This is a genomic window from Alteromonas sp. KUL42 (assembly GCF_006538325.1).
In the GTDB taxonomy this organism is placed as follows: Bacteria; Pseudomonadota; Gammaproteobacteria; order Enterobacterales; family Alteromonadaceae; genus Alteromonas.
The window spans coordinates 100646-121110 of record NZ_BJKK01000005.1; the positions used below are offsets into that span (position 1 = coordinate 100646).

At 42.8% G+C, this 20465-nt stretch carries 18 protein-coding genes and 1 pseudogene; 8 read left to right on the forward strand and 11 right to left on the reverse strand.

The features are described 5' to 3' along the window. Window positions 1-108: 108 nt before the first annotated feature. A complete protein-coding gene (locus EYR97_RS09230) occupies window positions 109-1179 on the reverse strand; it encodes a PepSY domain-containing protein (RefSeq protein WP_131093545.1) in 1071 nt (356 codons plus the stop codon). A gap of 203 nt (window positions 1180-1382) precedes the next feature. On the opposite strand from EYR97_RS09230, the gene EYR97_RS09235 reads away from it, so the two are divergent. The 4 genes and pseudogenes from EYR97_RS09235 (at window position 1383) to EYR97_RS21875 (ending at window position 4700) form a co-directional block, all read left to right on the forward strand. Next, a complete protein-coding gene (locus tag EYR97_RS09235) occupies window positions 1383-1940 on the forward strand; it encodes a GbsR/MarR family transcriptional regulator (protein ID WP_131093546.1) in 558 nt (185 codons plus the stop codon). 21 nt (window positions 1941-1961) lie between these two features. Continuing rightward, window positions 1962-3335 carry a cytochrome ubiquinol oxidase subunit I gene (locus tag EYR97_RS09240; protein ID WP_131093547.1) on the forward strand — a complete coding sequence of 458 codons (1374 nt, stop codon included), beginning with the start codon at window positions 1962-1964 and terminating at the stop codon, window positions 3333-3335. 9 nt (window positions 3336-3344) lie between these two features. Further along, window positions 3345-4351, forward strand: a pseudogene (gene cydB / locus EYR97_RS09245) (cytochrome d ubiquinol oxidase subunit II). Window positions 4352-4532: 181 nt separating this feature from the next. Further along, window positions 4533-4700: a hypothetical protein gene (locus EYR97_RS21875; RefSeq protein ID WP_165478013.1), complete on the forward strand. Its 168-nt coding sequence runs from the start codon at window positions 4533-4535 to the stop codon at window positions 4698-4700. Between the two features lie 157 nt (window positions 4701-4857). On the opposite strand, the gene EYR97_RS09250 is transcribed toward EYR97_RS21875, so the two are convergent. The 10 genes from EYR97_RS09250 to prlC form a co-directional block, all read right to left on the reverse strand. Then, entirely contained in the window at window positions 4858-6453 is a 1596-nt protein-coding gene (locus EYR97_RS09250; RefSeq protein WP_131093548.1) for a methyl-accepting chemotaxis protein, read from the reverse strand. A 128-nt stretch (window positions 6454-6581) separates the two neighbouring features. Beyond that, window positions 6582-7763, reverse strand: coding sequence for an acyl-CoA dehydrogenase (locus EYR97_RS09255; RefSeq protein ID WP_131093549.1), 1182 nt, complete (start codon window positions 7761-7763; stop codon window positions 6582-6584). A 14-nt stretch (window positions 7764-7777) separates the two neighbouring features. Continuing rightward, entirely contained in the window at window positions 7778-8236 is a 459-nt protein-coding gene (locus EYR97_RS09260) for an Lrp/AsnC family transcriptional regulator (protein WP_131093703.1), read from the reverse strand. Between the two features lie 45 nt (window positions 8237-8281). Continuing rightward, window positions 8282-8962 carry a hypothetical protein gene (locus EYR97_RS09265; protein ID WP_131093550.1) on the reverse strand — a complete coding sequence of 227 codons (681 nt, stop codon included), beginning with the start codon at window positions 8960-8962 and terminating at the stop codon, window positions 8282-8284. A gap of 209 nt (window positions 8963-9171) precedes the next feature. Then, window positions 9172-9381: a cold-shock protein gene (locus tag EYR97_RS09270; RefSeq protein WP_012519905.1), complete on the reverse strand. Its 210-nt coding sequence runs from the start codon at window positions 9379-9381 to the stop codon at window positions 9172-9174. 293 nt (window positions 9382-9674) lie between these two features. Beyond that, the gene (ubiB, locus tag EYR97_RS09275) at window positions 9675-11303 is read right to left on the reverse strand and encodes a ubiquinone biosynthesis regulatory protein kinase UbiB (RefSeq protein WP_131093551.1); all 1629 of its coding nucleotides are present in this window, start codon (window positions 11301-11303) and stop codon (window positions 9675-9677) included. A 10-nt stretch (window positions 11304-11313) separates the two neighbouring features. Then, window positions 11314-11949, reverse strand: a complete 636-nt coding sequence (locus EYR97_RS09280) for an SCP2 domain-containing protein (protein ID WP_131093552.1) — start codon at window positions 11947-11949, stop codon at window positions 11314-11316. Next, entirely contained in the window at window positions 11949-12734 is a 786-nt protein-coding gene (ubiE, locus tag EYR97_RS09285; RefSeq protein WP_131093553.1) for a bifunctional demethylmenaquinone methyltransferase/2-methoxy-6-polyprenyl-1,4-benzoquinol methylase UbiE, read from the reverse strand. Before ubiE ends, EYR97_RS09280 begins: the two co-directional genes overlap by 1 nt. Before the next feature lie 69 nt (window positions 12735-12803). Next, window positions 12804-13493: a DNA-3-methyladenine glycosylase I gene (locus EYR97_RS09290; protein ID WP_131093554.1), complete on the reverse strand. Its 690-nt coding sequence runs from the start codon at window positions 13491-13493 to the stop codon at window positions 12804-12806. Window positions 13494-13510: 17 nt separating this feature from the next. After that, window positions 13511-15547: an oligopeptidase A gene (gene prlC, locus EYR97_RS09295; RefSeq protein ID WP_131093555.1), complete on the reverse strand. Its 2037-nt coding sequence runs from the start codon at window positions 15545-15547 to the stop codon at window positions 13511-13513. 318 nt (window positions 15548-15865) lie between these two features. Between prlC and EYR97_RS09300 the strand changes: the two genes are divergently transcribed. The 4 genes from EYR97_RS09300 to EYR97_RS09315 all read left to right on the forward strand — a co-directional run bounded on the left by EYR97_RS09300 (window position 15866) and on the right by EYR97_RS09315 (window position 20343). Continuing rightward, window positions 15866-16426, forward strand: a complete 561-nt coding sequence (locus EYR97_RS09300; protein WP_131093556.1) for a response regulator — start codon at window positions 15866-15868, stop codon at window positions 16424-16426. Window positions 16427-16448: 22 nt separating this feature from the next. After that, window positions 16449-17276, forward strand: coding sequence for a phosphate/phosphite/phosphonate ABC transporter substrate-binding protein (locus tag EYR97_RS09305; RefSeq protein ID WP_131093557.1), 828 nt, complete (start codon window positions 16449-16451; stop codon window positions 17274-17276). Window positions 17277-17287: 11 nt separating this feature from the next. Beyond that, complete coding sequence (locus EYR97_RS09310; protein WP_131093558.1) at window positions 17288-18934, forward strand: sensor histidine kinase; 1647 nt, start codon at window positions 17288-17290, stop codon at window positions 18932-18934. Window positions 18935-19026: 92 nt separating this feature from the next. Then, window positions 19027-20343, forward strand: a complete 1317-nt coding sequence (locus tag EYR97_RS09315) for a response regulator (protein WP_131093559.1) — start codon at window positions 19027-19029, stop codon at window positions 20341-20343. The last annotated feature ends 122 nt before the right edge of the window (window positions 20344-20465 follow it).

Genomic DNA, 20465 nt, shown 5'->3' on the forward strand with positions numbered 1-20465 from the left:
AAGGTTACGAGAGGCGCGTTATACTAAAGGTGTAGGACATAGATGTAAAGCAAATGATAATTATTATCATTTTGGTTGTTTTATAAATACGTCGTGGTTGTGAGCTTACTATTTAAAATGCCGCTTTAACCAAAAATAGACACCGGATATTGTGAAGAATAAAGGTAGCAAAGCGATGAATATCCAAATGAACTCAAGCACTGGGCCGCCAAAGCTGCCTATGTGAAACTTGTATTTAAAGTTCCATACCTGCGTTGCCACATTGGCTTTAGAGGCATCGTAAAACCCTGTTACTTGTGCTGTTGATGGGTTTGTCCAAACCCAGCTATACGCATGAGACTCACCGGGGTTTTGCACCCTAAAACCTATGTGTTCGCCTGCTTTCTTGGGAAAGTAAATGCGAAAAAGCGAAGCATGTGGAAAAACAGAAAGTACATTTCGATAAGATTCATCGAGAGCTAAAGCATTTAATTCAATGTTACTTGCTAACGCCGCAGGCACCGGCCTGGTCTCTACTTTCGAAAAAGTGAGCGTTTCTACAACCTGCTGCGTGACATTTTTCCAATTGAACGCCATTCCGCTAAACGCAATCAAGATAAGTGGAATAGCCAGATAAACACCTAGCACTGTATGCAGCTGATACATAAGTATACGAAACTTAGCGCGCCGCTTAATCACCAAACGTTTCAGTCTATTTCTAGGCTTTACCCAAAGGTAAAAACCCACAATCACTTCCAATAAGAGCACCAACGCACAAATCGACACCCAATGTCTAAAAGGCTTATCTCCGTCGCTATTTTGATATAAAAGCCACCGATGAATGGCCATTGTAAATCCATAAAACGTACTGTAGTAATCGTAGCGATGCACTACTTCGGCCGAATAAGGATTAATGCTTACATACTCGCCATTTCCAAGTTTAACTTGCCACGCCAAATGGGCTTTTGACTCTGGCATCAACAGTTCAACCTGTTCGCCAGTCTGCGCTTCTAGAGTAGTCACGATTTGAGAAAAAGGCAGCTTGTCCCCTCTCTTATCAACAGTCCACTTTTCTGGCTGCACAGCAGTTTGGATATCTTTCGCATAAATCAAAAGCGCACCGGTAATGCTTAAGCATGAGATAAATAAACCAAAGACAAGAGCAAAAAGAAGGTGAAGCCGTCGTAACCAAAGTTTCAAAAGTGGCGCTCGTTTCTAACAAAAAACAAACGCGAATAGTAACGATTCTCAAAAATAGATCAATGGATGATTTTTTATTTATGTGAGTGGCAGCAATTTTAAGTCTTTACAAATATCTACAACCCGACACACAAAAACATTGATCTAAATCAAACACCGCATTAAACTTTCAGTAATTTCTGAAACTTCAGCAGGAAACAAAAATGAAGATGACACCACTTATTACCTCAGCAGTTATGCATTTTGGCGAAATGGGTAGCCGTTGGGGATTCAATAGAACAGTCGGGCAAATTTTGGCGCTTATCGTATTAAACGATGAACCTATTTCAGCGCAAGAAATTGCTGATGCGCTAAATATTTCTCGAGGTAACACCAGCATGGGCCTTAAGGAATTGCAGTCTTGGCGCTTGGTTAAACAACACCTTGTTCCCGGAGAACGCAAAGACTTTTTCATTCCCGCCGGTGATATTTGGACATTGGCCAACCGTGTTTTTGAAGAGCGAAGAAAACGTGAAATAGACCCTACCATGAGTCTATTGCGCGATTTACTGCTCGATGCGCCGGGAAATGATAAAGAAGCTAGTGCACAACACAAGCTTAATGAGATTCACGATTTGCTTGAGTCAGTAACTGCGTGGTCGGAAGAACTACAAAATTTAGGCCCAGAGAAATTAAACACGTTAATGAAACTTGGCTCTGGCGTAGGCCGCATGCTTGATCTGAAAGACAAACTATTACCGGGTAAAAACAGCGTTAACTAGACCACCCTTAAGGAGCCAGCTATGGATGCATTCTTACTGTCGCGATTACAATTTGCGCTTAACATTAGCTTTCACATTCTTTTTCCCACCATCACCATGGCGATGGGGTGGTTTCTATTCTACTTTAAGCTGCGCTCAAACATTACTGGTCACCCAGTGTGGATGCGCATGTACCGCTTCTGGGTGCGTGTCTTCGCGCTTAGTTTTGCGTTAGGCGTGGTCAGTGGCGTAACAATGTCCTTTCAATTTGGTACCAATTGGCCTGGATTTATGGAAAAGGTGGGAAATGTAGCCGGCCCACTTTTGGGCTATGAAGTACTTACCGCCTTTTTTCTAGAAGCTACTTTTCTAGGCATTATGTTATTTGGTATTCGCCGCGTACCTAACTGGTTACATACCGCATCAACGTTAATTGTCGCTTTAGGTACAACAACATCGGCATTTTGGATATTAGCGCTCAACAGTTGGATGCAAACACCACAAGGCTTTGAGGTAATAGACGGTGTGGTGTATGCCACGAATTGGAAAGAAATTATTTTTAATCCCTCTTTTCCCTACCGCTTTTTTCACATGATGTTAGCTTCTGGGCTCACTGCGAGCTTTTTGATCGCGGGCCTCTCTGCATACCGCTTATTGAAAGGCGACGACAAATTAGCCCCTAAACTAGCATTTAAAACCGCAACATACACCGCTGCTATTCTCATCCCGCTGCAAATATTTGCAGGTGATATGCACGGCTTAAATACCTTAGAGCATCAGCCTCAAAAAGTAGCGGCGATGGAAGGGTTGTGGGAAACCACAAAAGGCGCTCCATTGCTTTTATTTGCAATTCCAGATGAAGAAAGTAAAGAGAATCATTTTGAAATTCCCGTTCCTTATGGTGCAAGCCTAATACTCACCCATGAAATGAAAGGCGAATTAAAGGGGCTAAACGAATTTGAAGGTGAATACCCTCCTGTCGCGCCCGTTTTCTATGGTTTTCGCGTTATGGTAGGCGTAGGCATGTTAATGCTACTTGTATCATGGCTTGGCAGTGTGTACTTGTTACGTGGCAAAAAACTCCCTGTTTGGCTAAGCAGAACCTTTGTAGGTATGGCGTTTAGTGGTTGGGTGGCTACATTGGCAGGATGGTATGTAACTGAAATTGGTCGCCAACCTTATTTGGTTAGCGGTGTACTAAAAACGGCAGATGCCGTAACACAGCTTCCACCAAGTAACATTGCATTCTCTTTCACACTTTATCTAGTTATCTATGCGGCGTTACTGGTTGCCTATATCCGTACACTGATGTTGATGTGCCGACGTTCGGTAGAAATTGAAGAGATCACCGCAGAAGAACGCCAGCAATCTAAGCAAAAACCCCCCCTTTCTTCCACAAATTCAGCCACGGCATAAGGAGTTATTATGTTTGATACCCTCTCTACTGAAATGTTGGGCAATATTTATGTAGGTTTGTTAGGGCTCTCGGTATTGCTCTATGCCATTCTAGACGGCTATGACTTGGGTGTTGGCGTACTATTCCCCCCAAGAGAGGAAGACTTTAGAAACGATATGATAGCGTCAATTGGCCCATACTGGGACGCCAACGAAACTTGGTTGGTATTGGCCATTGGCCTTTTGCTTATTGCTTTCCCGCAAGCACATAGCGCGTTTTTGCAAACCCTTTATATACCTGCCACATTAATGTTGGCTGGCCTGATATTGCGTGGTGTTGCCTTTGACTTTCGTGCCAAGGTAGCTCAAGTAAAAAACGTAAATGGGATTTGGCCTTCAAGTATGGCTCATTGCTGACTACCTTAGCCCAAGGGTACATGCTGGGCATTTATGTTACGGGATTGCGCACAGACATGTGGGCACAAGGGTTTGCCTTACTGGCTGCCCTTGGTGTTACCGCAGCTTACGCTTTTATTGGCGCGTGTTGGCTAATTGTGAAAACGAAAGGCGAACTTCAGCAAAAAGCGTACTATTGGGCACGCAAAGGGCTATTCATTTTAGCCTTGGGAATTGTAGCGGTAAGTGTGGCTAATCTTGCCTTGCACGATGAGGTAAGTGCACTTTGGTTGTCAGCTCCGTGGGGCTATGTATTATTTGCTATTCCCACCGCGTGCTTTGGGTTGCTATTACTCTGCGGTGTACTTCTAAAGAAATTGCCTAGCGCAAAAGGCAAAGGTGAATGGCTTCCGTTCTTTATAGCACTATTGGTGTTTTTGTTGTGCTTTACTGCATTTGCCATTAGCTATTACCCTTTTATCATTCCAGGGAAGATGACAATACTTGAAGCTTTAAGTGATGCAGATTCACTGCGATTCTTACTTGTAGGTGTTGTTATTGTTGTACCCGTTATTTTGGCCTACACCGCGTTAGTGTACAAAATATTTTCAGGAAAAGCGGAAAAGCTGTCTTATTACTAAGGCAGCTGCTCAAATAAAAGCACTAAATATATAGCAGATACCATTTTCAGTGTTTAGATAAACCGGCTTCTTGTTTACTAATTAGATCCTGAGAAGAAAAAATTGAATATTACACATTGACATTAAAGTGTAATATTACTATATTTCATTTGGGGTAATTTTATTAAGAAGGAGCCAAAATATGGAAAATGTTTTTCACTCATTTTCAAGGTTCTTCAAGCGCGCTCACCCCTATACGGTGGCTCATTATATTGGCCGCAAAAATGCGCAGCGTATCCTCGGATGTAAAATTAAAAAGAAATCCAAGATATTCGCAGAACAGCACGTTGAAGACCAAAATCATTTATGATCCTTGGGGCCTATTATAGGCCCCATTTTTTTGCACTTCCATTTATTACAGGCAAGCACAAGGTACTCGCCCTACTTTAACATCCGATGACGATCCATATCCCTTTTTACATAATGAAAATCACATTGGCTAACAAAACACTGAATATAAACTTACGTTAAACCAGTTTAAAAGTATTTACATTAGCTTGTAATTCTTGCGCTAGCCCTAACAAGTTTTTAGCCTCGTTATTAACGTCATTATTCGCCGACTTTACGTTGTCACCTAATAGCTGAAAATCTAGAACGCCCTCTCGCGCCACAGTAACTTGTGCTTTGGCATGTTGAACCAATGATGATGCATCAGTACTTACTTTCACAAGTGAAAGAATACTCTCCCTTCCTGTATCTAATGTACTCACTAGCTCATTGGCAAGTGCCAACGCGTTATGAGCCTTATCTTTATTCGATGACATGGTAGACACCGATGTTTTTATCGACTCGACAATGTTCTCTAACATGCTGTTGATCTCAACGGTAGATTGATGAGTGCGAGATGCTAAAGTCCGCACTTCATCAGCTACCACTGCAAACCCTCTACCCGACTCCCCAGCCCTTGCCGCTTCAATTGCTGCATTAAGTGCTAACAAGTTTGTTTGATCGGCTATTTCAGCAATGGTTGATACAACACTCGACACGTTTTTCCCATCGCTCTGTAAGCGGTCAAGTGAATATGCCGTCTTATCGATGTCGCTTGTTAAATCCGATATCGCTTGCGCTGTGTTTTCAACCTCATCTCGACCTCGAGCTACTTGCTCTGCACTAGACTGCGCTTCATTGGCTGCGCGTTGTGATAACTGTAAGCTTTGCTCCATTTCTCCAGAGAGTGTATCCATTATAGACACCAGTTGCTTAATATCGCCTTGGAAGTTGCTAATTGCGCTAGCAGAATGGGTTGTTGCACCGTCAAGGGCCGTTGACGATTGATTCAACTCGTTTACTGCGGACTGCACCTCTTGCATGCCTTTTAAGAATACCTGAAGCAAACCTTGAACACTTTGCGTAATGGCATTTAGCTCTGCAAGTTGCTGATTGGGCAAGTGTGTCGCCAAACGGCGAGAACGCGCAAGTGTATTGAGCGTCTGTGACATCACTTCAATCGGATTCGCAATATGTAACTTAGATAAAATGTATCCCACTACTGACACCAACAACAGCAAAAAAACTAATGTGAATATTATCCACTTGCTCGCGTTGAGTTCAGAAGAAATCGCCATGGTTCTGTCACTGGCGGCCTTCTCAACTCCCCTTCTTAAATCACTTAATGAAGTATTAAGTGCACTGGATGCAGAAGTAATAACAGTGAGATTATCCCTCGCATTATCCCAACTAACAGAAGATGCTGACATAGTAGATTGAAGCGCAGTAATTGCGGCGAGTAACTTATTGAATTCCTTTTGCGCTGCACTTCCGTTGTTGCTGGAAAGCGAAGCAAACTGTTGCGAAATTGATTGAGCAATCTGCTTTTTGCGTTTATCAAATTGCTCTGCGCCGAGTGTGGTTCCATACAATGAGTATGCTATTAACACTAGCTCTTTGCTGTCACTGTGAATACTGTTGATGGCATTAAGTGAAGGAAGAGTTTGCGAAACATACGTATCCACTAGCCCTTCTACGCGATCATTATTCTTAGTGAGGATAACTGCACTAAGTACAGCAACAACAATAACCAATGCATAGCCCAGTAAAATTCTTTGTTTGATGGTGTTAAACATGCACGTCCTCATTAGTTAAGTTAGTGGGTGCATACTTTTTCCTGCGCCCTTTTATTGCTATTGCTACATTAAAGTAAACTTATCGTACAAAAAGGAGACCGCTATCATCTTTTTTTCATTTCACAGTTTTAGAAAAAAGCTTGAAGGCCTGTCTGCGCTCGACCTAGGATAAGCCCATGTACATCATAGGTTCCTTCATAAGTATTTACAGTTTCTAAGTTGATCATATGACGCATAACATGAAACTCATCTGAAATACCATTTCCCCCATGCATGTCCCTGGCTTTTCGCGCAATATCTAACGCTTTACCACAATTGTTGCGTTTCATTAGTGAGATCATTGCAGGGTCGTAAAGTTTGCTATCAATTAACCTTCCCAATTGCAATGCCCCTTGAAGCCCAAGGGTAATTTCAGTTTGCATATCGGCAAGTTTTGTCTGAAATAACTGTGTTTGCGCCAAAGGTTTCCCGAATTGATAACGATCTAATCCGTATTGACGAGCAGCGTGCCAACAAAACTCGGCAGCACCCATTGCCCCCCAGCTAATACCATAACGAGCCATATTCAAACAACTAAATGGCCCTTTTAAACCTGATACTTTCGGCAACATGTTTTCATCGGGTACAAACACCTTGTCCATCACTATTTCACCCGTGATAGACGCATTCAAAGATAACTTACCTTTGATCTCTGGTGCACTTAACCCTTGCCACCCCTTCTCTAAAATAAAGCCGCGTATTGCATTGTCTTCATCTGCATTTTTAGCCCACACGACAAACACATCAGCAATCGGCGAATTGGTGATCCACATTTTCGCTCCTGAGAGATGAAATCCCCCATCGACTTTTTTAGCGCGCGTTTTCATGGATGCAGGGTCTGATCCTGCATCAGGCTCAGTTAGTCCAAAGCAACCTATGTATTCACCTGTGGCAAGCTTTGGTAAATACTTCTGTTTTTGTTCCTCGCTACCAAATGCGTTTATTGGGTGCATAACCAGTGATGACTGCACGCTCATTGCACTTCGATAACCACTATCAACTCGCTCTACCTCACGCGCAATTAGCCCATAAGACACATAGTTCACTCCCGAGCAACCATACCCATTAATGGTAGCACCCAATAACCCCATCTCACCAAACTGACGCATGATATTAGGATTGAATTGCTTTTGACGGTTGGCCTCAACAATACCCGGCATCAAGGCAGTCTGACAAAAATCTCTCGCTGAATTACTGATCATTCGCTCTTCATCAGTAAGCTGCTTATCAAGCATTAACATGTCATTCCAATGCGGGTTGGGTTGGCTCATTACATATACCTTTCTTATAAATGGTTAAGCGGGACAGCGGTTGTATATTTTATTTGTTCCATCGCAAAGCTTGAGGTGACATCAGAAAATTCGATGCCGTTAACCAAGCGCTTATAAAAGTGATCAAAGCAATCCATATCGGTGACCAGAACTTTTAATAAATAATCGTATTCACCCGACATGCGATAGCACTCCACAACCTCATCAAAAGAAGCTGCATGTTTAGCAAAGGTTGCAAGCCATTTTCCATCGTGTTTGCCTGCTTTCACCTGTACGAATACAGTCATGGCTAGACCCAATTGACGTGCTTGTAGAAGAGCAACTCTATGTGAAATGACACCTTTCTCTTCCAATTTTTGAATACGTCGCCAGCAGGGCGTGACCGTCAACCCAACCTGCTCAGCAATTTCAGAAACAGGGAGCTCAGCATTTTGCTGAAGCAACGCTAATATAGCTTTATCTACATTATCTATTGAATTGTACTTCACGATAAAATCTGCGCTCTATATTACAGTGTGTTAAAGCCACCATGGTTGACTGAAGTCAACATTTTCAGCGGGAACAATATATTTGAATGGTGCTTTAAAACTACTCCAAAATGCCTCTTCTAGTTCGCTATCGTTAAACGTGAGCTGACCTTGAGTACTATATTGGCTAAGCAGTGTGCGATAGGCATCGATGGGCATTTGTGGGTTTGATTGGCGAAAAATGACCGTACCACCAAACTCTTCGTATAAAGACTTCTCAGTGAGGTACTTAAGGACTTGGAGCTTTGCTATTTCTTCAATTGCTTTGGGCGACGCATTGTCCTCGTGAGCACTATTTGCTGGCCTACTATTCTTTTGACTATTTTCGCCACCAAATTTATCGATAAATTTACGGACAAGTTGCGCATCGGCAACAATTCCCTTTTTTGATGCATAGTCGTTTAATAGCTGTTCAAGCACTTTATTCGAGGCATTCATATCGACGGCAAATGATAGCATTTCAGCATAATTACCATTGGCGCCTTCGCGCATTTGTTTGCGCACATCTTCACTTGGCAAAACATCTGCAACCGCAATAGGTTGACCGAGTACCATAACGAGAACGTCTTGTGACTCTACTTGGTGCTGTATTGACGATGGTAGTGTACTTTGCGCTTGCGCATGTTTGATGACAAGAAGGAATACACTCAACAATAACGTTCGAAAAAACATGACAACTCCCTTTATAAACAGCAATACCAGAAAACAAAGAAATGATTGCAAGAATGTATTGCTCTTTGCGAAATATTCTAACGGCTAGTAAAGCATTAAACGGCAAGGGAAAGCAATATAACGGCGAAGATGGAGTGGTGACTAAAGGACGAGAGAAACGGAGATAGAGAAAGAAAAACGGCGGTCAATTGACCGCCGTTTTTGAATTCTTAGATAGCTTGCACGTTAGCAGCTTGAAGACCTTTTTGACCTTCTTCAACTTCAAATTCTACTCGCTGACCTTCTGGAAGCGTTTTGTAACCGTCAGAGATGATCGCACGGAAATGAACGAATACGTCCTTACCGCCGTTATCTTGAGTTAGAAAACCGTAACCTTTATCAGCGTTGAACCACTTAACTGTGCCTGTAACTTTAGACATGTCGTATAGACCTCAAATTTCGTATTAAATTGCGCATGAGCGCGTGTAACAAGTTTCTTTAGAGTCTTTAAATTGGCGGAGTATTGGGTCTTACTTACGAATGGACAAACAACTTACAACAAATTACCGGGTAACTCGAGTGGTTTAACATATAGCAAATAATACAAAATCGCGTCTATTTAAAGACTTTGGCTTAAAGCCATGTGCACTATAACACTCTTCGGGACGATTAATATACAAATTAATTGCTAAACTCGCGATTTCATAAAAAATTCATTCTTCTGAAAGCGTCACTAACACCCTTTACGCCACGCTAGAAACCAGAAAGTAGCGCCAATAACGCCAGAAAACGCAGGAAAATACCAAGATAAGTCGTAAATAGGCAAAATTGTAGCCAAAAGAACAAATGTCGCACCCACTACACTCAAATGAGTGGTCTGAGTAGTTTTCTTCTGTTCAGCCAGTAAAGCTGTATGATTGCGCTGCTGTTGTAAAGGTAAGCGTTTGATTTGCTGTAAGCTGTCGTACAGTAGGTCTGGCATTTCAGGTAACTTTTCCGACCAGAATGGCAAGTTTTCTTTCACCTTTCCCATCATGGCTGAAAGTCCAATTTGTTCTTTCATCCAGTTTTCTAGAAACGGCTTAGCGGTTTGCCACAAATCCAATTGCGGATACAACTGTCGCCCTAGCCCTTCTATATAAAGTAAGGTCTTTTGTAATAGCACTAATTGTGGCTGTACCACCATATTGAATCGACGTGCGGTGTTGAACAGCTGCAATAACACGTTACCAAATGAAATCTCTGCCAATGGCTTTTGGAAAATAGGCTCACACACTGTGCGAATTGCCATTTCAAATTCATCGATATTGGTGTCTTGAGGCACCCACCCTGAATCAGCATGCAATTGTGCAACTTTGCGGTAGTCGCGATTAAAAAAGGCGATAAAGTTCTCGGCCAAATAACGCTTATCTTCGCGATTCAGCGTACCCACAATGCCGAAGTCAATGGCAATATATTGTGGGTTCTCGGGGTGTTCTCTAGAGACAAAAATATTGCCCGGATGCATGTCTGCATGGAAGAAACTGTCGCGAAACACCTGTGTAAAGAATACTTCAACGCCGCGTTCAGCCAAGGTTTTCATATTGGTATTTTGCGCAAGTAACGCATCAATATTAGAGATAGGTAGGCCATAGATACGTTCCATGACCAAAACATTACTGCGACAGTAGTCGCTGTAAATTTTCGGTACATAAAGCGCTTCTGAACCTTCAAAATTTCGCCCTAACTGAATGCCGTTTGCAGACTCACGAAGTAAATCCAATTCATCTACAATGGTTTTTCGATACTCAACTACCACTTCAACCGGTCGCAATCGCTTACCGTCAGGTAGCCAGCGCTGAAGTACACTGGCTAAACTAAACAGTAATTCCATGTCTGCCACAATGGTGTCACGGATATCTGGGCGAAGCACTTTAACCACCACGTCTTCGTTGTTGTGTTTTAACTTCGCGGCATGAACTTGGGCAATAGAGGCTGACGCTAGCGGTGTGGTTTCAAAATCGCTGAACAAGTCATGTAAATCATCCAGCCCTAAGGCGCTTTTAATAATGGCTTGTGCAGCGTCAGACGAAAACGGTGCAACCTTATCTTGTAAGCGCGCCAGTTCATTAGCAATAGCTGGTGGCAGAAGATCACGTCGAGTCGACAGCATCTGACCAAATTTAATAAAAACCGGCCCCAATGCTTGCAGTGCAAGTGTAATACGCTCGCCCGCAGATTTGCCTTCGTGCTTGTTGCGTATCCAGAAAATACTATGACGCATAGCGCGCGCATACCAAGGCAGCCACTTGGCAGGAATTAGTTCATCAAGGCCGTGTTCTAACAATACCTTGTTAATTCGGTACAACCTAACAATACGCATGCTAGTCTCTTTACTTTAACTTTTCTTCTAAACGACGCAGTCTGGCGTCTACACTGTCGGTGTGATCGCGAAGCGCGTTAACTTCATCACTAAAATGCATCACAGCTAATTTGTGCGCAGCTACCTGCTTCTCTTCTACAATTGCATTGCCAAATAGGCGCGCTGCAGTAGCCAAGGTAGTCTTCGCTTTTTCATGAATAATTGAGGCTGTTTTTACCGACTGATGCGCAAATACATCGTTGGTTTTTGATGCCAGTAACTCTTCTACATCAATTTCTAATTGCTGAAATAGACCACTTACCTGCTGCGCAACATTTAATTCTCCTTCTAAGAAGAGTGCTTTTTGTTGTATTAATCGGGTAAGTTGACTGGTTTCTTTCAGCTCTGGCAGCGTTTGTAATGAAGTTTTAATGCAGCAGTCTCGGGGGCCAAGTTGGCTAACCACATCTTCAAACGAACCGTGCTCGGTTAAAACGTCCACGCTGTCTGAAAATGAGAGCGTTACACCATATGGCAAAGGAGAGACAAACGCAGTTAACCTTGCGCCATTGAGTGCTTTTAAACGTTTCTCACTTTCATCGTCTAACGACAGAAGCTTATTAATGGCCGATTCAACAGTAGCAGCAACCAAAGCGGAAGTAGGCATTAAAACTTATATCCTCGATGAAGTGCCACAATACCACCGGTTAAATTTTGATAATCGCACTGCTCAAAGCCAGCCTCTTCAAACATGCCTTTTAATGTTTCTTGATCAGGGTGCATGCGAATGCTTTCAGCGAGATATTGATAGCTCTCTGCATCATTAGCCACCAATTGCCCCATTTTTGGCAAAATGTGAAATGAATACATATCGTAAATCTTGCTTAATTGCTCAGAGGTAGGCTTAGAGAATTCAAGTACCAACAATCTACCACCCGGTTTAAGCACACGATAAATAGAATTGAGCGCATTTTGCTTCTCGGTAACGTTGCGAAGGCCAAAGGCCATTGTTACAACATCAAAGTGATTATCGGGAAACGGTAAAGCTTCAGCATCGGCTTGTACATAATCTATATTGCTTACCAAACCGCGGTCGCGGAGTTTGTCTCGCCCTACTTTCAGCATAGACAAATTGATATCGGCTAAGGTCACGCGCCCCGTAGGCCCAACAAGTCTTGAAAATTTTGCGGTTAAGTCACCAGTACCACCAGCAATATCCAATACTTTTTGGCCAGCTCGCACACCGCTGCAATCAATAGTAAAACGCTTCCAAAGACGATGAACCCCCATCGACATCAAGTCATTCATTACATCATATTTGGCGGCCACGGAATCGAATACGTTGGCAACAAGTGAGGCCTTTTGCCCTTTATCAACTTGCTTAAAACCAAAATGAGTAGTGTGCTCTGCCGTAGGATCTACTGATGTAGAGGGAGTCTGATTGTCGCTCATGACAGTCCTGTTCTATGAAAAGTTTACGTAAAGCTGAAGTGTATCGGATTGTGGTGGCAAGCAAAAGCTTTATGCCACCCTAGTATTGGTTCCCCAACTAAAAGCGACAATAGCGCTAATCTCTTGAAGTGACCGCCCGCTTTGTTGCTGCCATTGTGCAAATGCGGTATTTGCCGCATTGAGTGACTTTTGCGATGTAAGCCCGCCGTCAATAATGTCATTTTTACGCAAATAATCTTCCACATCACGGGAAAACAAAAACGTGTCAATACCCAATGCACGCAGCATGTACGGACCCGTATTGCCACCAAGCCTTGCCCCGCGCTTTTTCAAAAATGTCCACAACTGGGTAATGTTATTGGCATCAAAACCAGTAACAAAATTACCGAAGCTTCCATGTTCACGGGCCACATCTTTAATCATGATTGCGTTTTCTCTCACCGTCATAACTTTTTTGTAGTTACGCACAATGCGTTTGTCTGAGGCCTTTTGTTCCAGCATTTCATCTGGCATCAACAACACTTTATCCACGTCAAAACCAAAGAAGACAGTTTCAAAGTCTGGCCATTTTTGCTCTATTACTCGCCACACAAAACCTGATTGAAAAACTTTTTTTGTCATTTCAGCTAAAAAGCGGTCATCGGGAATACTAGCAATTTGCGCTTTCGATAAGGGAGGCTGAAGCATTGCTTCAAGCACTGCTTCTCCTCCTTTGCGTTCACAGGCTCTGCGGTATATAGACTCAAATGATTCCGCCATTACATACTCGCCTCTTGTTAGCCTTTAATACCACTGTGACGAAGCAAAGCATCAACCTGAGGCTCACGCCCTCTAAATGCGACAAACAGCTCCATTGGTGGTTTACTGCCGCCCATTTCCAGAATATTTTCCAAAAATGCCTGACCCGTTTCACGGTTAAATATGCCGTCTTCTTCGAATTTACTGTACGCATCTGCAGAAAGTACTTCAGCCCATTTATAGCTGTAGTAGCCTGCGGCATAGCCACCTGCAAATATGTGCCCAAAGCTATTTTGAAAGCGGTTGAATGAAGGAGGAATAACCACCGCAACTTCTTCACGTACTTTATCAAGCGTGCCTTGAACATCTACATCGCTGCCTTTCTCACTGTGTAGCAAGAAATCAAACAAGCTAAACTCTAACTGACGTACCATTTGCATCGCTGACTGATAGTCGCGTGCGGCTAGCATACGTGCTAACAAATCTGCTGGTAACGGCTCACCAGTCTCGTAGTGTCCAGAAATAAAATTGAGCGCATCCTCTTCCCAACACCAGTTTTCTAAGAACTGGCTTGGTAATTCGACAGCATCCCACGGCACACCGTTAATACCAGACACGCCCGCCACATGAATTTTGGTTAGCATGTGGTGAATACCATGACCAAACTCATGGAACAGCGTTACCACTTCGTCGTGGGTAAATAGCGCGGGTTTATCGCCAACTGGCGCATTGAAATTACACGTTAGGTAGGCCACCGGTAATTGTAAATCGCCATCGCTTTTTAGTCGGCGAACTCTGCATTCATCCATCCACGCTCCACCGCGCTTTTTGGCGCGCGCGTAAAGGTCTAGGTAGAAGCTACCACGCTGAACCTTATTCTCATCTGTGATAGTGAAGTAGCGTACGTCTTTGTGCCACACATCCACATTGGTTTGTTCTGTGATACTAAGTCCATACAAGCGATGCACTACTTCGAACAAGCCCGAGAGCACTTTGTCTTCAGGAAAATAAGGGCGTAGCATTTCATCGGAAATGGTGTATTTTTCTTGTTTCAGTTTTTCGCTGTAATACGGTAGGTCCCACGCAGCCAATTCATCTACATTATGCGTGTCTTTTGCATAGCGCTTAACTTCTTCAAGCTCTTGTTCAGCCTGTGGTTTAGACTTGGCTGCCAAATCCCGTAAAAAGCCGACGACTTGATCCGTTGAGTCAGCCATTTTTGTTGCAAGCGAACGCTCTGCATAACTTGAGAAACCCAGTAATTCTGCTAATTCGGTACGCAAAGCAAGGGTTTCTTTGATGATGTCAGTATTGTCCCACTGGCCAGCATTAGGCCCCTGTTCTGACGCTTTAGTCGCATAGGCACGATACATTTCTTCTCGCAACTCGCGATTATCGGCATACAGCATAACGGGTAAGTAAGACGGTATGTCTAGAGTAAATAACCAACCTTGCAGGTCTTTTTGATGCGCAGCTTGTGCTGCTGCTTCAAGTGCAGATTCTGGCATACCCACTAACTCACTTTCATCAGTAATGTGCTTGGTCCACCCCATTGTGGCATCCATCACATTATTAGAGAACGTAGAGGAAAGTTCGCTTAGTTTTGCCTGAATTTCCGCGAAGCGCTTTTTCTGTTCTGCAGGTAAGGCTACGCCTGATAGAGTGAAATCGCGTACCGCGTTATCAACCACCTTTTTCTGTTGCTCAGATAAACCGATGTATTCATCAGATGACTGTAACGCTACATAGGCATTGTACAGACCCTCGTGCTGACCAACCCAAGTGCCGTACTCTGAGAGCAATGGTAAGCACGCATCGTGCGCTTCTCGCAGTTCGTCGCTACTGACTACACTATTCATGTGCGAAACGGGAGAAAATATTTTACTTAAGCGATCGTCAGATTCTTCAAGACGCTGTACCACATTGGCATACGAGTAATCTTGCGAAGCCACGACCTCGTCAATTTCCTTTTTACACAAAGCGATGGCATTTTCAATTGCAGGCTTTATGGTTGAAGCTTCAATAGCTGAAAATATCGGTAGTCCATCTACCCTTTCAATTGCAGGCGTTGTCATAGTTGGGTCACTCTTGATATGTCATGAAATACAGATGGGGTTAAGCTGAGTAAATGCAAGCTTATCAAGGCTTAATTATGGTCGCTACCGTATAAATAAGCGAGTGAGCTTTGACATTTGACATACCTTAATTCTGCGCCTACGTTTTTATAGACAATACATACCTCTAAAGCGCCAAATAAGACACTAAAGGTCCAATCATTTTTTTGTGTAGCAAAACTCTCGCTGTCACAAATGTCTCAATTAATCCTTTTGTCTACTTTGTCTCAACCTAATTGTCATACTATAATTTGATCAATAATTCGGCAAAGGATAGATATGAAAACATTAACTTCTGGTGAAATTGCTGCTTATTGCGACGTGAATTTGCGTACCGTTATTCGATGGATTGAAAGCGGAAAACTCAAAGGTTTTAAATTGCCAGGTCGAGGCAACAATCGCGTATTAGTAGAAGATTTCATAGAGTTCTTAGAACGTCATAACATGCCTATTCCCGAGGCATTAAAGGGCACAGCAAACCCAGCAGTGCTTATTGTTGATGACGAAATGCCAGTTGCTAAATCTATTCAGCGAGTAGCCCGTCGTGCTGGCTATGACAGTTATATTGCCACAGGAGGCTTTCAAGCTGGCATCATGTTGAGTCAACATGAACCCAAAGTAATGACGCTTGATCTTAGTATGCCGGGTATGGACGGGTATAGCGTTATTGAATTCACAAGAAGTCAGAGTAAATACAAAGATTTAAAAATTGTTGTTATCTCGGCACTTGATGATATCAGCCTTGAACGCGCACTCGAGATTGGCGCAGATGCGACTCTTCAAAAGCCCTTTTCAAATCACGATTTGACCATGGTACTTGAACAATTAATGAGTTCATAATAATCGACATCAGGGAGGCAGAATGAAAGCAAAAGTAGTTTGTTACACATGTGCTCTATTACTATTTTTTGTGACCGCAGTGAGTGCCCAACAAAACACGTTGACTCTCGGCGTAGTGCCTCAGCAATCGGCGAAAAAACTAGCCGCAACATGGCAACCCCTAATAGACTATATCGAGGAATTTACAGGGCTTCAGGTCGTCTTTAAAACTGCCAAAGATATTCCCACTTTTGAAGCTAATCTTGCCAATGGCAATTATGACATTGCATATATGAACCCATATCACTTTGTTGTTTTTAGTGATTCAGTGGGCTATCGCGCCCTCGCTCGTCAAAAAGACAAGTCAATCAAAGGTATCATTATCGTCCGTAAGGACAGCCCCATCATCAGTTTAGAAGAATTAGGCGGTCTTGAGATAGCTTTCCCTGCTCCAGCGGCATTTGCAGCCACAATCATCACTGGCGGTGAATTGCGTAAAAATAACATTGCGTTTATCCCACGTTATGTGAATTCACATGACTCAGTATATATGTCAGTCCAACGAGGTTTCTTCACTGCTGGTGGCGGCATTGTCCGCACGTTAAACAGTATTCCAGAAGAAATAAGAGACGACATCCGTATACTTTGGCAAAGTAAAGGCTACACCCCACACGCCATTGCGACCCACCCTAAGATGGATAAAAACCAAAGAGAGACTATTCTTAAAGCATTGCTAGCAATAACCAACGACGCAAGTAAAGCGTGGGTATTGGAAGGACTGGAGTTCAGTGGCTTTATTTCATCTAACGACAACGACTGGGACGATGTTAGAGAGCTTGGTATTGTGTCGCTCTCTCGTCCTCATCTTTAATGAGATGACCTATGCGATTGTCCCTTCGAACTAAAACTATAATAGGTATTGCGTCAACAACCGCCGTACTCTTACTGGTATTAGTTATCACTGTATTCCAATTGCTTAACGAGTTGGTAGACAACAGTGTCAAAGAATCTGCAGACACAACCGCATCTCTATTCGTGTCGACAACTAAGAATGCGTTTCTCAGCTACGACCTATCTTCGCTAGATGCTGACGTCACTGAAATACTCACTAACCCAAACATCTCGTATGTAAGAGTAAAAGACAAAGAAGGCAGGATTTACGTTGAAAATGGCAACACAGCGGCTATAAGCAGGCCATTTATTGAAGATAGCTCGGTGTCTGCCGCCAAAGACGGTATTTATGATACTCGCGCCCCAATAATGGTTAATGACTCGCTCTATGGATTTGTTGAGATAGGCCTAAATATTGCCTCTGTAACCGAGTCGGTATCACGTGTACGCAGTTGGACGTTGGCTTTGGCATTGCTTGAATTGATTCTTATCGGCCTATGTTCATACATCATAGGCTCATATCTTATGTCTCAACTGGTGCGTCTGCATGAAGGCGCAAGACATCTCGGTCGTGCTGTAAAAAGCAACAACTATCAGAACATTTTCATGAGGGTACGCGGAAAAGACGAATTAAGTGACTTAGCAGAAGCGTTCAATCACTTAGTTGAAAAACTGAAAGAAGAACATGAACAGCGCCAGCGCGCACAAGATGAACTCACTACGCTCAATGCCGTTTTAGAAGAAAAGGTGCAAAGTAGAACTGCGTTATTGCATAAAAAGAACTTTCAATTGGAAAATGCCAACAAGGATTTAAAAGAAACGCAGGTTCAACTATTGCAAGCAGAAAAGATGGCCTCAGTAGGTCAACTTGCAGCTGGCGTAGCACACGAAATAAATAACCCTGTTGGTTTTGTTAGCAGCAACATATCAACCTTGAGCGACTACATCGCCACCTATCAAGTTATTTTTTCTCAAATTGAGCGAATTTTAAAAGAGACAGATAACCCAAAGCGCGACATTGCCATCAGTGACCTAGGCAACATGCTGGAAAATCAAGATATGGATTTTATTAATGAAGACATCACGGATTTGTTGAATGATTCAAGAGACGGGTTACAAAGAGTGGCTGAAATTGTCAAAGGCTTGAAGTTATTCTCTCGCGTTGATAGCGATGAAATGCAACTACACAATTTGAATGATTGTGTAAGAACCACACTGGCTATGGTAAATAATCAGCTAAAATATGTGTGTACTGTCGACAAGGAGCTTGGAAACATTCCGGACATTCCAATGAATGTGGGCAAAATCTCACAAGTCATTACTAATCTTCTCATTAATGCGGGTCAAGCTATAGAAAGTACAGGCAAGCAAGGACAAGTGACAATAACTACCCGCAAAGTAGATAACACCGTTGAGCTTCGTGTTGAAGATACGGGATGTGGTATCCCGCCAAGCCATCTAGATAAATTGTTCAACCCCTTCTTTACTACAAAACCTGAAGGACAAGGGACTGGTTTAGGGTTATCAATATCATTTGGTATTGCACAAGAACACGGCGGTATGCTTTGCGCTACAAGTGAAGAAGGCAAAGGAAGTTGCTTTATACTTTCTCTACCGATCGAGGGTAAAGCGTCGTAATAGTGTATTAACAAATATGGATAGAAACCGAACTAACGAGGGTTTCATTTTAATTTAACAATAGTGCAAGCAGTTCGAAAGGATAATTAGTTATGAGCGAGCCAACAGCAGATCAAGGTATCACCTACACCGTACTATTTGTTGACGACGAACCTAACATTCTTCGCGCAATTAAACGTGCCCTATTTTCGATGAACATTACACTATTATTAGCTGAAAGTGGCGAAAAAGCGCTTGAACTAATGGAAAAACACGATGTGCACGTTGTAATTTCTGATATGAAGATGCCGCAAATGTCAGGTGCTGAACTTCTAGAAAAAATAGCGAATAAATACCCCAATACCTTTCGAGTTGTGCTCACCGGTTACGCTGACATTGAATCTACAATCAAAGCCGTTAACCAAGGCAAAATACACCGATATTTGCAAAAACCTTGGGACAACAAAGAGCTCGTATCGGTAGTAGAGGAAGGGCTTGAGCGAATAAAATTGAAATCAGAGAACGAGCGCCTGCAAAAGCTATCTCGTTTACAGAACAAGAAATTAAAGGATATTAACGCCTCGCTCGAGCAAACTGTGCAAAAACGAACTCGTCAAATAAAAGCTGCATTACACAAAATAGAGAAGCACAACCTCGCAATGGAGCAGGTTTTGTTCAATGTTATTAGCATAAACCCACATATCAACGGCAAATTTGCTATTGAGGTTAGTGAGCTAGCAACAAAATTAGCGCGCGCAGCAAAGCTGGAAAAAGATGAAATCAAACAAATTCGTTATGCCGGCCTTATCTGTGAGCTTGGGCAAGTTGGTCTTGAAACTGAAGATTTTTTGGTGCCCTTTAGTCAACTTAATTATCAACAGCAGCAAAACTACTTATCTCAAACCAAACAGGCCGCCCTAATATTAGCCCCTGCCCATGAGTTACACCACATCTCTGATATCATTGAGTTTCAATTTGAACACTACAATGGCACCGGACTTTATAAAAAAGTTGCCAATGAAATACCTGTTGGCGCCAGAATACTCGCCATCGCCAGAGACTATTTACGCTTAATAACGGGAAGAATGACTGGTATTGAAGTCAGCCCCCGCGATGCCAAAGTTGAATTGAAAAAGCATCGCAACACACGCTATGACGGTGAATACCTCGATCTACTTCTAAACATAGACGCAGTATCAACCTCGGTGCTTCTCAATACATCACTTAAAGCAACGCAGCTAGAACCCGGCATGGTTCTAGCCCAAAACTTATACAATGACGGTCATATTTTGATATTGCCCGAGGGGCACGTATTTACCAGTTCAACTATTAATAAACTTGTTCACTTTGAACGCGAGCGCGGCAAAGCCTTCAGTATTCACGTGGAACAAGAAGACGGTACTCCGTTCCAAGAAGGAGACGAATCTTAATTGGTGTTTCAGTTTTGAAAGAGAAATAGCTAAACCTCGGTCTCTTACAGCAACACGCTTAAGTGTCGGCAAAGCGATTTTCAATTTTTCGTTTATGCTAATAACGACTTGTATTAAAGTGC